This window comes from Steroidobacter gossypii, from assembly GCF_016801985.1.
In the GTDB taxonomy this organism is placed as follows: Bacteria; Pseudomonadota; Gammaproteobacteria; order Steroidobacterales; family Steroidobacteraceae; genus Steroidobacter; species Steroidobacter gossypii.
Map to the genome: position 1 here is coordinate 1 of NZ_JAEVLS010000005.1, position 17,238 is coordinate 17,238.

The 17,238-nt window shown below is 56.7% G+C and carries 5 protein-coding genes and 1 pseudogene; all 6 read right to left on the reverse strand.

The annotated features are described in order from the left end of the window. Nucleotides 1-121 precede the first annotated feature (121 nt). A pseudogene (locus tag JM946_RS31780) lies at nucleotides 122-271 on the reverse strand (transposase); the annotation flags it as partial. Nucleotides 272-537: 266 nt separating this feature from the next. Next, on the reverse strand, nucleotides 538-2,292 hold the full coding sequence (locus JM946_RS20510) for a DNA/RNA helicase domain-containing protein (protein ID WP_203169242.1): 1,755 nt from the start codon (nucleotides 2,290-2,292) through the stop codon (nucleotides 538-540). Then, nucleotides 2,292-8,276 (reverse strand): DEAD/DEAH box helicase, encoded by a 5,985-nt coding sequence (locus JM946_RS20515; RefSeq protein WP_203169243.1) that lies wholly within the window; start codon nucleotides 8,274-8,276, stop codon nucleotides 2,292-2,294. Before JM946_RS20515 ends, JM946_RS20510 begins: the two co-directional genes overlap by 1 nt. Before the next feature lie 1,040 nt (nucleotides 8,277-9,316). Further along, on the reverse strand, nucleotides 9,317-10,909 hold the full coding sequence (locus tag JM946_RS20520) for a coiled-coil domain-containing protein (protein ID WP_203169244.1): 1,593 nt from the start codon (nucleotides 10,907-10,909) through the stop codon (nucleotides 9,317-9,319). A 2,405-nt stretch (nucleotides 10,910-13,314) separates the two neighbouring features. After that, entirely contained in the window at nucleotides 13,315-15,351 is a 2,037-nt protein-coding gene (locus tag JM946_RS20525; RefSeq protein WP_203169245.1) for a Druantia anti-phage system protein DruA, read from the reverse strand. Next, entirely contained in the window at nucleotides 15,348-16,964 is a 1,617-nt protein-coding gene (locus tag JM946_RS20530; RefSeq protein WP_203169246.1) for an ATP-binding protein, read from the reverse strand. The genes JM946_RS20525 and JM946_RS20530 overlap by 4 nt, the downstream gene beginning before the upstream one ends. Nucleotides 16,965-17,238 lie beyond the last annotated feature (274 nt).

Consider the following 17,238-nt stretch of genomic DNA (forward strand, 5'->3'; position numbering starts at 1 on the left):
CATCTGTCGGGCGCCTGGTGCGCTTGCCCTCACCGCGAGTTGCCGCCGGCTCAGTCGGCGTTAACGTCGGCGTAGCGATCTTCACCGGCAGCAGCGGCGGTGGCTTGGCATGTCGCTGTTCGCTCAGCAGTCCGCTTCGGTGCAGGCGCAACCAGCCAAACAGCAGGTTCGCGTTCACGCCGTGCTTGCGGGCCACGGCAGCCACTGAGCTGCCGGGCTGGAGTGCCTCCAGCACCATGGCCTGCTTCTCTTGCAGGGTGCGCATCCGGCGCCACGCACGCTCGCCGGTCGTCTCTTCGTCACGCTTGGCTGTAATGTCCATCTGAACCTCAAGCGGACACGTACACTCTTGCCGCTTCAAGCGACATGATGCGTGACCACTTGCGTCAGGCTAGAGGGTGATGGGCGGACGCTTACTCTTCTTCCTTCGTATCGTTAGACCAGAACAAGCAAACGACAACTAAAATGAAATCTGGAGTTGCACAGCAATGGCTGATCGAGTCCTCCTGATCGATCTGCAGTTTAGTCGCTACGAATCTACGATTCGCTAACAATTGGCAACTGCTGACCGTCGATCGCAAGCACACGCTCAGCATCGGCGAGTGCCGCCTCAACACTCAAGCGGATCTCTCCCGACTGACAGATCACAACAAGCCGGTGGCGAGCACGTGTCCAGGCGACGTACAGATCTGACTTCGTAAAGAGCGGCGCGAAATCGCATACGCCGTAGATCACAACGATATCCGTCTCGAGTCCCTTGAACGCTCGCGCAGTGGTAACGAGAATGCCCGCTCCGCGACGCCACTCAATTGGATCGTCAATTAACGGTACACCTTCAACCTCCGTGTGACGAGCGAGTGAACTCTTTGCCTGAGCCGCGGGACCAATCAGTGCGATCTGATGCGGTTCGACGCCCTGCTGCATCAGCTGCCTTACCTCGGCAAGGACCAATCCAGCGTCAGCCGATTGCGATGGTGGACGACGAACAGCAGGAGAATCTCCTGTAGGTGAGCCAGGGAGGAGGCGCACTTCCACATTCGCGAGCGAGGCGCCACTTCGCGCTATTGCCTTTGTGTTACGGCAATTTGTGCTGAGCTTGAAGCGCGCCGGAAATTGCACAGGAGGAAGCCTGGATACGGCTCGAAGGCTCTGCTTCAAGTCCAGGAAGGCATAAAGCCTTCCGGGTTGTGCCATTCGACACAGCGACTCGATTGAGACCCACCAATCGGGAGCAAAGTCCTGCGCCTCGTCAACAATCACCGCGTCAAACGCCTCCGGTTGTCCACGAGCCTTTAGCACTTCTACAGCCTGCTCCATGATCAGGGGAACCTCGTTATCCCAGAAGTCCTGCTCTCGTTCATTCGGAACATCGAAGTCCACGCGTGCCCTCTGAGCAAGTAGGCGGGCGCGTGCATGGAACGTAGAAACATGAAGCAGAGAATTTGCGCCCTGAGCGCGACGATCGTGCTTCGCCTGCTCCTGAAGCCAGGCGCTCAGGTGGCGGTTGTAGCAAAGCAGCAATACTCGCTCCCCTCGCTCAACGAGTGACAAAGCGAATTCAAGTGCGAGCAAGGTCTTACCTGAGCCGGCGGTTCCCTCGACAAGCACGCGCTCATTTTCAAGGAGTCCAAGCAGAGTTTCTCGCTGGTCGAGCGTGATCTGAACGATGCGTTGGTGCTCGGCACGGATCTCCGCGGCGGCGCAACGCATTAGGCGCAACCTCGGCATTAGAGCCTCGATCAGCTCCGAAAACTGCGAGGTAGTCAGATGTGTTGCCCTATGGGCCCATGCAGTAAAGGCCTCCTCGATTTTGGTAACCATCGACGGAATTTGAAGCGCATCAATCAGAATTCTCGGGCTGGCATTTGTCGGAAGCATCCCTTTGTAGGTTATGTGCGGAAAGACAACCACATCACCGTGAGCAAAAAGTCCGCGATGTATTCGCTTTCGAGTGCGCTCCTCAATCGCGTCCAGAAGCGCGTAACGACTGCGCTTCGCCTGTTCAAAGGGATCGCGTAGCTCCTTTCCTGCTCGGAACCAACTGCGGCCCTTTAGCTCAGGACTCCCGCCTTTGACTTCTAAGATAAGAAGGCCTCGCTCGGGATGAAGGATGACGAAGTCAGCTTCACCTTCGCGCAACGGCTCAGTCGCAATGTCGCGTTTGGGTCGCAGCCACGGGAAGGAGTGGAGTACGACAAATCCTGCTGGCAAGCCTCGCAGTGCGTCATACACGATCCTTTCCGAGTCGTGCGCAATATCTTCCGATCTGACATCCGGAATGAACCGGGCCATCAGGGCGCCTCGACCGCATGGCACACAATAGTGGCCGCGAGCGTCAACTCTGCCTGATCAAGCCGCTCTGGCCTGAACTTCTTGTCGACCGCGCTCCCGTAAGAAATCTGCAACCGTTTCCCGCTGTCTTCGGTAGACAACTCCTTAATGTGCGCTATCGTCCATTCCGCCCCCGTCGCGTTAAATTTTCCGCGCGAACGAAGAACGATTACCCATGCGTCGGGCCGTAGATCGGAACTTGAAACTGGACGAACAACGATCCAGCTACCGGCCGCGTATCCCACCTTGTCCAACCCTGGGCTGGGAACACGAACTGCGAAGGCACTACCATCCAGGGAGACGTTCGAGATCAGACGAACCGTACCGTTAGTTGTAGAGGCAGCAGCCCGTCGCAAATCCTTCACCGGCAAGCTTACGGGGTGACCGTCGATCGGCTGATCGGCCGCCGCATGTCGAGCGGTGCGCGGTGCGCTCGTAAGTCCCGTTGCTATTTGGTAAGCGGACGGAAGATCTTGTTCAACAAGGTAGTCCGGTAAAAGCATCCTAGGTGCATTCGGTGACGACTTGGTCGGATGATCGATCTCCGCCTGTTCGCATGCAAGGAAAGCAGGATAGATGCCTACGGTCACCGCCCGTGCTCCACCAGTACAGCGTAGAGCTCCGCTCGCGTCCGTTTCAGTAACCCAGCCTTCGAGTTCGAGAAAGCGTGCAAGCGGCCGCAACGCGCGAGCTTGGTCATCCGCCGAAGCGAAAGTAGGGGATACACCTGTTCGAAAAAAACGCAGCAACTGCAGTGCCAACCGTCTATCGAGTCGTCCGTGTAGAAATCTATTGCCATAGTGACGAAGGCACTTTGTGCAGGAACGCACGCACTTACCTGGGCACTCACGCAATAGTTCTTCAGTCTTATCAAGCACACTCTGCAGTTGCTTTCCCGCATCGGCGGCGTAACCCGCTCCACCTGACGCAGTATCGAACAAGTACACCTCGGCGACGCCTTGCTCTCCGTCCGAAAGCGGAGGAAGGAGTCGATATCCGGCAGATAACTCACCGGGATCAATATCGAGATGCAAGCTCGCTCCAAGCGATAACGCCTCAGCGAATGTCGCAAGGGCATCGTGCAGCCAAGGCCGATCCGGAATGAAATCGAGCGGCTTGCGAAACACACCTCGGAGCAGCATCAGGTCGGTTCGAAAGTCGTGTACCAGAAACAGTCCACGTCTCACGTCGCCATTGCACTTGCTTGCGGCTTTGTCACGCTCCAGGATGTGTCGCGGCACGAGAAACGGGCGATCATGCGTGCTGTCAGGCTCATCGCCATCAATCCACGCAGCTCCGCAGCTCTCGCAGACACTGAAGCCGGCCGCATCCTTTCCCTTGTTCGCGACCACGAGAAGGACGTCTTCGCCGTAGGCGTGACTGAGGTTTACGCCCGCACCCTGCCTCCAGTCGAACTCATCGCGGCCGGCTATTTCAGGAAGCTGAGCCGAAGAGGCAAAGGTGATGTCTTGTTCGCGATCACCCTCTCGAAGTGCAGTTCCTTTCTCCGGCGAGAACCCTGGCGGATCAAGATACTCGCGCACGAACAGCGGCGTCTTGCAGACTTGGCAAGGCGACCCTTCAATTGTCCTGTTAACCGCATTTCCAAGCTCGATCGAAACAAAAGAGCAACGCGGACAACCGACATAGCGGCTCAGTTGCTTTTCGAACAGTGCAGTCGCTGGACTGGCTGAAGGGGGCCCATCGATGAAGATTCCGCCGACACGATAAGTCTCCTTCTTTACAACTAGCAGACGCCCTGGAGCGTACTCGCTGAGTGCCTGCCCTTTTGCTAGTTGCGGTCGCTCGGCGACGCTTACGCGCCACGGCGATCTGCTCTTATCCCATTGCTGAATCGTGAACGCGCACAAGTCTGTTGGGAATGCATAGGAAGGCAAGAGGCTCCGATCGAAGAACAGATCGAGAAGCCCACCGTCCTCATCGTCGCGCGACGCATCATTCGCGTCGTCCGGCGCAGGCGACTGGGTCCGCCCGTCCCGAATCGCACTCAAATCACGGAGCAGTGAATCTGCGACCTCACGGACAAACTTTCGCCTTTTGTCGGCATCATCGTCTCCAAAGATGGCCGGTGGCAACCAACTTGCCACCTCTTCAACTATGCGGCTTCTTGGCGTGAGTACTGCGGTTCTCATCCAGAGATCAAAATCGGGAAACGAGAACTCGCTCGCACCTTCGAAGAATTCACTGGCCGAGCCAAATGCGCTCATGATGCCAGGTCGACTCGCGGCAATTTTTTCCTGCTCCTCTTTACTGAGCGCGTCGAGCCGAGAATGGAAGAACGTTTGGAGTAGGTGCGAGTTGACGTGCCGAATCGCGAGTCGAGGATTGTCGGTCTTCAGTCTTGGCTCACGCGGCGCACCGCTAATTATCGCCTGCGGGTGCGCAAAGTAGTGTGCGTCATGCGCACCGCCTTGAGCAAACGTTAGAACAGACGACACTGAAGTTCCTCGCCGTCCCGCACGCCCGGCGCGCTGCTGGTAATTCTCACGCTGGGGAGGGACCGTTCGAAGCCCAACTGCTGAAAGAGAGCCGATATCGATGCCCACTTCCATTGTGGTCGTACAACTGAGGACGTCCACCGGAGGCTTCTCCGGCCCCAGCGGCACATCTTGGAAACGCAGCTCGAATTCCTCGGTTGTGGCGTACACGACGCCTGCATCGCGCTGAGAAAGTTGCGCGGTATGCTCTTCCGCGGTGATGTGGACCGGGCGATCTCCACGCAAAACCGCGCGAAGAGGCTCGCGAAAAAAGCCCTTTCTGGCGCGCATATACTCGTGCTCTGGCGGCCTCGCCTCTAACCGTTTGAGCCCGCAAACCCCACATGCCTCGAACACTGGCTTCAATTGCAAATGGCCGCACACGACGCATTGGAGCCACGTTTCTTCAAGGGCTAAGCGCATTATCACGCCATCGGTCACGACCAAACGCCCGGAATCATCTCCAGCAATGGACTCGCGAGTGAATACGTCGAAGAGTTCCTCTCGAAACCGGGCGACATCAGGTAACGACAGCCCTAGGCGCGTGCGGATAGGCTCAAAGAAACGCTTGTGTCCATCCGCTGGCCGAATAGGATTGAACCAGTGAAACTCATCTAAGCGTCCGTCCTTGCTAAGAGCTGGATCGAAAGCGTAGGCACCGATCATTTCTCCCAACCAGGCATTCGCCACTTCATCAATGACAGCTGGCGTTGAGATTCCTGCCATCCGCTTATGCAACAATCGAAGCTTTGGCGGCGCCGCTTCGACAACCGCAGCACAGGCTGCAACTAGCGAGTAGTAAGGATCTCCGATCTGCCGCAGCAAGGCCGTTCGAAATCGCGTGGGCGGTGTCGGGCGCCAATGATTCGCAAGAGCTACATCAAGATCGTCATAGTCCTTGCGAAACCGTGATATCTCTTCTAGTAGTGCCTTTTGGTCGGCTCCATCGAAGAAATGAAGATGATAGCGCGCACAAACGGCAACAAACGCGCCGTATAGCGTCTCGTCGAGAGTTGCCATCTGTGGACTCGGGAGAGTCGACAGAGCATTGCAAGCAAGAGTCAATGCTTCTCGGAATGAATCGCGCTCCACTTCGCGCGGTAGATCGCGCGCAAGCCGTGCCGCCTTCTGCCGACCATCACTAAACAGCAACGTCTTACGGCCCTCGTTTGGATGCTTCTCGCTGGCGGCCTTCGTAGCATACTGGGAGACAAACTGCTCACGGACGAGATTTGCGAATGGCTGCTCACCTTTGGTCGCAAGATCCATAATCTTCAGTGATGAGCCGCCAGACTGCGTCCGGCGAGTACAGGCTGGGCATGAAGCGAACGTACTCGTGTTGGGAATCTTTTCGGCCGGCGTCGATGCCTGATAGCACAGCCGCGTCCCGCGTGTGTCCTGGGTCGTAGTTGGGAGCACGCGTCCCGTCTGCACATCGATCACCATCGGAGCTACTGCGTCATTTTGCTCAGGATGGGGCTCCTCAAGATACAAATGCAGTTCGTGTAGAGGAGCACCAAAGTCTAGTAGCTTTCCGCCTCGTTCGTGCCACAAGAAGTCGGGGTGGGCGCTGGTGCCGAAAGCACGTAAGTAAGCCGCTCCGCAGTCTCTATGAGTCAAAAGTTCAAATACGCGCCCTCCACACTCGCACTGGGTCAGCGGTTCTGTATATAAACGACCCAATAAGGCTTCTTCCGTTGGAATGCGGCGCACTGTGCAATCTGGATTTATGCATGCATACAGCGGCGGCAATCCGCGAAACAGCAAGTGAACGCGAGTTGGCAAGAGCGGCTGCTCCTCCCGACCTCGTTCTGTTCGGCGGGAAAATGTTCCGAGCGCCAAAAGCCCGTCCGTGGCACGCTCCGCGTGTTCCGGGCTTTCTGGGAACAGCGTTCGCGCGAGTGCTGCGAACTCAGTTGCATTCCCAGATGCTTCCTCGAGAAGCAATTCGAGCGGTCCGAATCCCGTGAGGCTGCCGCATATATGTTGCCGCGTTGCGAGGCCATTCTTTCCATCGAATGCAGGCGGCTCCTTCCAACCTAGGCGAACAGCAACGTCCCTCAAGTTGGCAGTGGCTTCTCCAGGGACGAATCCAGCTGCCGCAAGGATTGCCGGGCTGACCACTGCCAAGGCTTTCGCCTCCGTAAAAGTACCCGGACGAGCACCGGACCTTGCCTCTCGGGTGCCTCTTACGATGGCAAAACTTTTCGCGGCAGCCCTCCCCGTCAGTTCATTCGCAAAGTCTCGGCCCGCCTTTTCCGCTGCCGCACCAGAGCCCAAACTCGCGCTTGTGAGGATACAGCGAAGCCTTTCGCGCCCTATGCCCAGCCGCGACAGAAGACGCCGAATGAGAAGGCCGACTTCAGCACCGCCTACGCCACGGTACATATGAGCCTCGTCGAGGATCAACACGAATTGGTTGTCCGGATCGGCACTCAACCAGGCCCTCGTTTGCTCGAACAGCGGGCGCTCAATAGGTCGTAGCAACATGTACTCGAGCATCGAGTAGTTCGTGATGAGGATGTCAGGCGCCTGCACTTGCATCTCATGACGCGTCAACAGCTCGCGATCTTGAGGCTGAGTTCGAAAGCGGCGATCCCAGTGGTGTCGCGTCTGTTCCTGCCCAGCGCGCTTTCCGCTCTTCACCAGCACCTTCTCTTCGAGTTCACGTGCGTAGAAGCGGACCACGTCCTTCGCAGGCCATCTGCCACGGGACTTCAACTCCGCAACTAGCACCTGGTCCTCTGCGTCTGTTGATGTTTGAAGTTGCTCGTAGTACCCGAGCAGAGTGTCAAGATGACGCTGGTCTTTTGTGCCGGCACGCACACCGGGATAAGGGGTGCGACTGGTGTACATCCCAAAACGCGGACGCCTTCCCCAGCGCGTCTCCATCAGGTTCGCGAGTCGTTCATCACCGACCAGTCGCCGAAGACGGGCAGTCTGGTCACTGACTAGCGCATTCATTGGATAAAGGAGCAGTGCGCGAACGCCGTGGCGCTTAAAGGAATCAGGGCGCTCAATGCCCTCCAGTGCGAGCGCACCAAGAATCGAGTAGAGAAACGTTTCAGTCTTTCCGGAGCCTGTGCCCGTGGCGACAACCAAGTCGTCACCGTCAGATCCTTTCGAAAAGAACTGCTCGATTGCATCGGCTTGATGTCGATATGGTGGATAGACGCCGATGCTCGGCTTCCAACTCGCCAACTCTTGGAGTAGTTCGACAACCGGCGCGGGAGCGTTCAGACCCGAGAAACTATCAAGGACGGAATACGATGGGGTGACCTCAACGTACGGCCTTTGAGAGATGCCGCCGGGCTCTTCCAACAGCATTCGCCGCTCCTCGATCAGAGCGGAGTTGCGAATGTGATATTGAGCCTCAAGATACCGCCGCAGCCGCAGGTGAATTCTTTTGGCTACTTCATTGACGCCAAGTTCAACCTGAATGTCCATGGTCTAGTTCTTCTCCGCTGTCGAGATAATCCTAATTCCTAGGTCTTGCACCATCCTTGTTGCGAGATCCTGATTGCGGGTGATAGTCCATACGCGCTCGTAAGGTCGTTCGTCTGGAATGCTTAGCGTCCCAATTGCAGCGAGTACCCGACGTTCTGCGCGCGGTAACTCACTAGTAAAGTGCCACTCTGCGCGAGAGCCGATTCTGCAGGTGCGCGCGCGAACTTGGTTGTGCGACGAATGATCGAGTGCATACATGAGGCGTCGGACGTCGAGACCTTGGAGGTCACACACTTTTGCTATTCGTCCCCCAGAAGTTTCGATCATCCGAAACTCTCTTGCACCATAGATCCGAACGCGCCGGGCAAGCAGCCTGTGTTCATTACGCGGCATTGCATTCGACCAGCGTTTGAATTGAGGAGTGCCGGCACTCGACGCAGTTGGAACGTAGAACTCAAATGCATCAGTACTCGTGGGCATGAACGACTGCCACTCAAGCGAAGCGATAAGCTCTGCGGCCCACGCCTCGAGCGTAGATTGAGGTAATCGAGCCCATGAGAATAGGTCTTCTACCGGCAGCAACCCGTTGAGCTGGCTTGGCAGTCCCGAGAAGTGACGATGCGGTCCGTGATACTCGATGGGATTTTGGAGAGGAGGGAGCGCACTGGTCGGAACGCCGCCAACAAGCAAATAGCCGGCGCCTTCAGGAAGTTTAACAAACCGTGCTGTAGCGGACGCCCAGTAGCCTCCGGCTAACTCGACAAGGTCACCCGCAACTTCAAGTGTTGAGAGAGCCTCTCTTAGTTCCGCACGAAGAGCCTCACTGGTACCTCGTGGTTGTTTCGACAGCAGGCGCCACGCCGGAAGTGCAACACTCAGTATTCTGCCGATGTGAACCGCTTCGGGTGGCTTTGCCAGACTCCAAATTGTTGCCCGGATTAGCTCGAAGCATGCTTCGAACGGAGGGCATTCCTGATCTAGGCGCAACTCACGCCGGACTGCCTGAGCACCCTGCCGCGGGTCGTATATTTCCAAGCCCACTAGCAGATAGTCCTTCGCAGACGTCGAATAGCAGCTACCGCGGGCTCATTCAGCGTTCCTGCGCCATCGAGTGCGCGCGCCTGGTCATCAGGGCTGAGTGCCGTAACTACATAGGGGAGAACTAAACCCTGAATGAGATCCTCCATTACCCTTTCGGCAGGGAAGAACCGGGAAAGCGCTGATCCGTAGCGTGTAAGCGCAGGCTTCAGATCTTGGCAATCTGGCCATGTGTTGAGAATTTCCTCGATTTCCGCCGTCGGCACATCGCCGAATGTCAAAAGTTCGCTAGACAGACCCACATCGCCGGCAGCCGATTCCCCCTGAAAGGGGATCGTCGGATCTGGATAAATAGCAACCGCATGGCTCCATACCTGCGGTGAGACAGGTACTGTTGTTGCGCCAGCAATGAAGGTCGCTGCTACGCGAATCCCTGGCGTCCTTGAGATACGCATAGGCGCAATCTCGTCCAACTGCAGCATGGGTATGACGGACGCTTCGAGCGGAGACCGATTCGCCCCTTCTAATAAAAGTATCGACAGGCCGTCGACCTCTCGATCCGCCCCGGCGATGGCGAAAATTCCGTTGCCGGAAGCTACGTCAATGTCACGTAGCTGAATGACACTAGGAGATACATGAATCACCGCGATGCGCCCACCGCAGACCGCCTTCGCATACGTACTCATCAGCGAGAGCGCAGAGGAACCAAGGGCAACAGGCATTAGGCGAGCAACCACGGCGGCATGCAGTGGCAACATTACAGCTGGGTCAATTCCCGATGCCCGCGCGGCAGTCGTCAACGCGCGCTGAAGCGAAACCTTGTCTCTCAGCGCCTCACCTCGCCCGCCAGCCGAATGAACGAGAAATGCTCGATCTCGCTCAACACCGCTCACGCCGCTCAGATCCTGTGTGCGGGCCACTGCCTTGGCTTGCTCAGCGCTCAGCGCACTAAGCTCAGCCCTGATTTGCTTCGCCCGATTCTCTGCTGCGTCTGCATCGAGCGCCGCCGCTTCCGCCCTGCCCCGAAGCTCATCAAGTTCTTCTTGGCGGTGTGTCAGTTGTCGTACTGCGCCTTCAGTCTCCGCCAATGCTTCGTCACGGCGACCTTCAAGAGTCTCAAGCTCCTTTCTCACTGCCTCAAGTTGACGAAGCGCCGCTTCCAATTCGCATGATGTACACGCGCGAGCGTCAACCATTTTCTGCAAAGCAACTCTCTCTCCCTCAAGTTGCCCTTCGATCTCAGCACGAATGCTGCGCTCGACCTGCGCGCGCATCGTGACATTCAACTCCTCGATCCCAGATCTGATCGCCGGATGTTCATAAAGCACGCCGACGAGTTCCGGAGCAAGACCGGCGACCGCTTCTGTGTCCACGCAAAGAGCCAGCGCGCGTTCGAGGCGATACTTATCGAGTTGCGCCTCTACCCCGATCCCTTGCGCAGCAAGCGCTCTCGCAGCAGCTTCAATCTGCTTCTTTGTCTGCGCGCCTTCATGACCACCTTGCTTGGCCAAACGGACCGCCGTCTCCAATCCGCGCCGCAGAACAGTCTCGTCCTCGTCCCAGTCCACGTAGCCAGACGGGGTACTCTCGTCCATACAAACTAGTCGCTCGACTCCATTGATATGGAGGCTGTGCGGGCGACCATGCGTGAACGTCGACACTCGCGCGAGATTGGACCCAGTAAGACTAAGCATGCCCATGGGGGACCGAATCATCTCAACAGGTCCCACGAGCACATCTGGTTGGCACCAGACTAACGCACGCAAAGTTCCGACAGGGCCAGTCACGTGCACGCCAGCGACGAGCGCAGCCCGGACCTCGACAGGGCCGCCAAGCAGTCGCAGGTCAATGACCTCCATCGCTGGCTTCACATCGATAACCCTAAACTCATCTCGTTGGCCCGGATTCGGCTCCGGTCGAAAGCTGATGAGTGCGCCTTGGTTTGCCGCGTGTGAGTTATGCCAGAACACTTGGCCTTGCGATGGAAACTCCTTAGCCGCGTTGATAGGCCGCCATTCAGGGACTTGGATTTCGACAATTGGCACGACGCCCGCGACGGGATCACCAATCTTGTCTCGCGCCGCCCATTGAACTACTCCAATGATTCTCATTGTGGCCCGCCATTTGGCTGCCGGCGCCGCCTCAACGCAATTCTAGATTGCACTAATCCGGCGGCACTTACTGGCTGACAGACCAGCGCGGAAATCAGTCGAGGACGGCCCGACACTGTGTGTACCGCACCTGTAGACACGTCGTTGGTCACATTCAGAACGTGCTCACGCCAAGCCAATCGATCGTTAGCTTTATGTCGATCACTTACAGACGCTCGCGCTAGCGTGAACTCGACACGCCCGAAGTTTTCTGCGTCTATTTCAATGCGCGATGCAGACTGGAGACTACGTTGCAAGATTGCAGCAACTTCTCGACCTGACAGGCTGCGTTGGCTTCGCAGTCGGCCTCGCTCCCACAGCACTACGCGCGCCCGGGCGTTTTCGTGACCAAGGTCTACCTCAACCTCGGGAGGCGCTTTCGAATCAACACGTATGACGTGCGTTGAAGCCCGCCAAGCGTCAAAGCACAGTTTGCCGAGGCGAACGCGCAGTCGCGGTGTGCGAGCAAGCAACTCTGCAACCGTTGCGTCTCGTGGGCGCGGCGCGAACATCACGCCGATACTTGCGCTTCTTTCGTCTGCCAGAGAGAGACGGGTCTGCCCCGTAGTGTGCGACGTGATAGCAATGTGGGATAAATCTCCCTCACCACTTCTGACGCTTGCGCCTTGAGAATTTGAACCGAAGGCAAAGGTGGCGAGCGTCTCCGCATCATTGCTCGGCGCTTCGACCTCGAATACCGCGGAGTCGCCAAGCCAGAAGATGGGCTCACCTCGATCACTGTAGGCACGCGGCGGATTGGCAAGTCTCAACCTCCACGGTCGAGAGACAAAATGATGGCCGATCCGAGCCAACCAATTGGACAGGGCGTGATCATAGTTGTCGGGAAGAGCTATTTCCCAGATCGTCCACGTTAGGCCTCCGCTCGCAATCCGTGCGTGCTCTAGCCTCCCAGTCCGGTCGGGTGGAGCACACCGCTCCTCGGCGAGCACAAGTATGGTCTCGCCAGCATGGACAGCGGAGTCTGCGACAAGCCTTGTCCACTCTCCCCTACGGAGCCGAAACAAGACGCCGGTAGCTTGAAGTGGGGGGCACCGAAGATTCCATCGTTCGCTCTTAACGGCGCGTGGCCAGATCCCGATCGGACGCGCTCGGTACTCTTGCAAGCTAGGCGGCACGAAGACACGACCGACGCCAACTCCCGGACGTAGATCGAGACCGCTTAGGCGCGAAACAACACCAGCCCCCGTAACGATCTCCACGATTGCGGTCCGGAGAGCAACGAGGGACTCATCGCCGATGTCGTCTCGCGGAATTTCAGGAACTCTCAGAGCTAAGGCCCAATCTCCATCAAGGTGGTCGAGAATCAGCCCCAACTCGGCGGGATCATCCTCTACTTGTGTCTCAGCTGCTTTTTCTATGTGCGAGCCGTGACTAGCACCGCCATGACCTGGCACGAAAAGTTCGCACTCTTCAGTTCCATCGATGCCACGCCAATGTGCGAAGTATTCAAGGTTTGGTCCGCGGCGAAGTTCGACGGGATGTCCACAAGTCGGGCATGTGTAGTCCGCCCAGCGGACCGCCTCCGCGGCGTGGACGAGCTTCCCCAGCTTCTTGTTGAAACCGTACTCCACGGCTCTTTATTGTCCTTCGCCATTAGGCGAGCAAGCCGATGCCCACTCAACGGTCGATCCAGAAGTTAGAAGGCCAGTCCGCCAAGAGGCTGGCAACCAAAACCGCTCCATTGCTGTCAGAACGCTTTATATTACACAACGCACAAATTACACACACCACACCATCAGTCTGGGTAGGGCTGGGTCACACTTCAGAGGCACACAAGTCCTTGGTATTCGCGAACTGATACCTATGTCACGCGAAGTGCCGTCGAACGCTCAGGGCCCGTCAATAAAGAAGTCCTCTTGGCCATTTGAATTCGGCGCAATGACACGAGCGCCATGTGCGATTGGATGGACGAGGGAATGGCGAGCAACCTGACCGAGGACGTCATCTGAGCGGATCCTGTTGCGCAGCCATCTCTCACGCCACCACTCACTGATCTTTGCCGTTGACGCGCGGCTATCGTCTAGAGACATCAAGTAGCGCGGCTTGGAGGCGAGTCCTAACAAAGTCTCGCAAAGATTCCGCACGAGACTGACGCCGTATATGACGCGGGGACGGTGGTGCCTGAGGAGTAACGAACTAGGCAAGTTGAGCATGTCGAGAGCTTGCCGTACTTTACGAAGCTTCGGACTGCCCCCTTCACCGAAGATGCTATTTACACGCTGAGCATCAGCCTGCTGAACCACGTCAACGAGCGCCTGAACAGTCTCATCGGAATAATGAGAGGTACCATACGCCTCAGATCGGCCGAGTTCCTTGTAGCAGATAACTTCGCCCGGAAGGCCATCGATACGCTCGCAAGGAATTTTGATGCGGTTGTATTGGCTCGAACCGATGCCATACAACGAAGTAGTCCCAAGAAAGACCAGATTCGCGGGCCGAACAACCGCGCGACCAGCCATTGACGACGCAATCTCACTTTCGGCGCTAGAGTATCTGCGACGGTACTCAACCACCACTTCGGGACTCGCAGCCAGCATCGCAACCAACTTCCCTCCGAGCACAGCGTTATATGGCTGCACCGCTCCGCAAACAGCGATATCTGCAACTGCAATCCCCACTCGATCGCCTTTCGCCTTTTTAAGCACTCGGCGGATCGCATCGCTGCCTTGAGCAGTCTTTGCCAGTCCGGACAACTTATCGCGCGTGGGTCGAGTATCGAAAGCCTGCTGAAAAGTCTTGCGCACCCGAAGGTATGTCGCCAGTGCCAATGCCCGTTTGCTTCGAAACAGGTGCGTCCGGGCACGAGTAACCCAGTAGCCATCGTCAACGATATCGGATCGTTTGCGCCTGTAATCTCTTGAACGCGCGTATCGGTGATGACGACGTCGTTGTGTTGAAGCCTCCTCGATCAGCCGTTCTATGACTTCCTCAGTAGGGTTTCTCAGGCTTCGAGCCGAGATCACGTTATCCTCTAATAGATCCGCGACATATATCTCATTAATCGCGTCATCAACCACGCCGACGAGCCAACGAGCGATTTCAAGCGTGGGGGCAGATCTGATTCTCTCTAGGAACACATCAGGATGCCATCCGATCCACGCGTCGCGCTCGCGTATCTGCATTACTGGGCTGTTAAGCGCGCCGATCCCAATAATTGGATGGTTCATCGCTGCACGATCACGCACAAGAAATAGCATTGTGCGCCCTGGAACATTCGTATACTGATTTGTCCACGTGTGCCTGAAGTACCGCCAGATATCCATGAGACGCAGACCGGTAAACGAGCAGGTAGCTTCTCTTGTATCGACAAACTGAAGGTATGGATCGATTGCTTCAGCCAAGCATTGCATCCATCCATTCGTCAGATGCGCCCGAGCCTTGTTCAGCTTTTCCGCGAGGTCTCGGCCATCACGCATCAGTGAGAAGATTGATACAAACGCGCCGTTGTGTGAACGCGTTCGTTCCATCGATCGAATAAACTTCTGGACTGAGGGTCGAACGAGTTGAGCATCACGCTTCACCAACTCTTGTTTTCGAATTCGCGCTTTCTCAGCATCTCGATCACTTGTAACAGGCGATGGCGGGCGCACGGCAACGAGATCGCCACGAACCCGAAGACCCCAACCCTGAATTACGAGATCTGTAAGGACCAAGCCGGACGCGAGCAATGCCTGATTGTCAATTCGCCGCGCGGCCGTGGTTGCCTCGACGAATGCATCTCGAGCGTCCTCTACTGCGCTCTCGCGAGCGTCGGCGCGCACCGCTCTCGATAGCACGCGTGCATACGAAACAAATGCGTCCCTCGAGTATTTCGACTTCAGGTCCGGTTCAATCTTTGTCCAGTCCGATTCCACAGCAATGATCACTTGTCGTTCAAGAAGGCTGCCAACGTGTCGCTCCACTCAAGTCGATGTCGTGAGAGGGCTCCACTTTTTCCTGTGGCCATAGCCTCAGCTCTTGCAGCAGCGAGAAGAAGCAATTCCAGTTTCGCCCGCAACTGTTGATCATGTGGACTGTCCACATCTGCCAACGGCTTGTAGATTTCTCGATTGAACGGATGGTCAGGGTTGAGCACCAAAACCAAACGCTCACCGTCATGTGCGTAAGTAAAAAAGCTCGTGTCTTTCACGGTCGCTTCGATGATGGTATAGCGAGAACGCCCCTCGCCTAAAGCCTGTCGCAAGGCAGGATGTTGCTTGATTAGTTCCTTCATGAGCGCCGTAGCTCTTTGCTCGGCGTTCTTCGGGAGTCTGCGAAGCAAGTGATCGCGCTCGTTGGCAATTCGTTCCGCCGCAGAAAAGCGTTCTGCTGTCTTGACCGCCAGATGCGCCTTCCTCGCTCTCGCACTCAGTGCCCGAGCAGTGGCCTCAAGGTCAGGCGTGAGAGCTTCAAGTAGGTGGGACTGTGGTCGCACCTGCTGCTTCGTGTGGGTGACGCCAAACGCCTCGTCAAGAACCGGGTCAAATTGGATTTCGCAGCGCCACCAGTCATCGTAGTTCTCGCGGTGCTTGCTCCCCATAAAGAACCAGCCGTAGTCAACCTCGCGACCTCCGCGAACTATCGAAACACCCGCGCCTTTCGACACTCCAATTCTGCGTTTGTCTTCATTGGATAACTTGTGCCACTGGTGTACCGGCAACTCAGAGAACCTCACGCGCACCCATCCAGTCTTGCTTGCGTCTGCCGGGTCGGCACGGACCTCGTAGCGCATTTCATCTCCAAACAACTGCGCGCCTGATATCTGAGCCTCCGAATGTACGAAGAGGGGATCGATAGGAGTAATGGCATCACCGTTGATCGTGAGACGGAGTCCATTCCAGAGGAAATGCCGGAACCGCCGGCCGAGTTCACTTTCGAGTTTTCGAACGATGGTTGAGATCCGTCTTGCATCGAGTCGATCGCACTGAGTCCACTGAACAATCGTTCCCGAAGGACTTGCGCACGCACCCGGCAGTTTTCTAACAATGCTAGGACGAGGCACCTCCACCATCTCGCATCGGACTATCTCGTCAACATCAAGATACGACATGTAGACCTGCGGGGGCGCTGAATTGCTTGCCCTACGAGAACCAGCAATTCCTATCTTTTGGCCTCGCGCGGATTGCCAAGTGAACACAGTTACGCGGCGAGCCTGGCTCAACGACGCATTCGGAAGTCCCATTCCATAGCGCCCAAGTCCGCTGCGGTCACCGAACCGTGTGCTTCCACCGAACCTAAGAGCTTGGCGCAAAGTGAATGGATCCATTCCTGACCCGTTGTCGACTACTGAAACCTCGATGACCTTCGAGTCGTCCTCACCCGCTTTTGCGTTTATGGAGATGCCAATCCGGTTTGCGCCGGCCTGAATCGAGTTGTCGACAAGCTCTGAGATTGCACTCGCAGTGCCCTTGTAGCCGGAATCTCGTGTCGCCTGGATAAACCTGTCGAGAGCGATGATTGAGCACTCATCGTTCCTGACTTTTCTAGCTGTAGTAGTCATGCGCTTCTCGCAGCACTATTCCGTCATCCCGAAGAGCTTGAGCAGGCTTAGCCCCTCCTGCTCCGTCGGCCTTACTAGCCTTAGGTTACGCATTATTGCAAAGCTTTTTGCACCGGTGCTAGCGCAAAGTTCGCACTGCGAGAGACGCGAGATCTCGGGCTTGAGCGGCCATCCCTCACTGGCGCGTGAAGGACCCGAAAGCTCGGTATTTGGCGGGTCTTTGTCGGGAGGGTTTGAGCACTTCTGCCAGTCCCATGAGGTATTATTGCTCGCG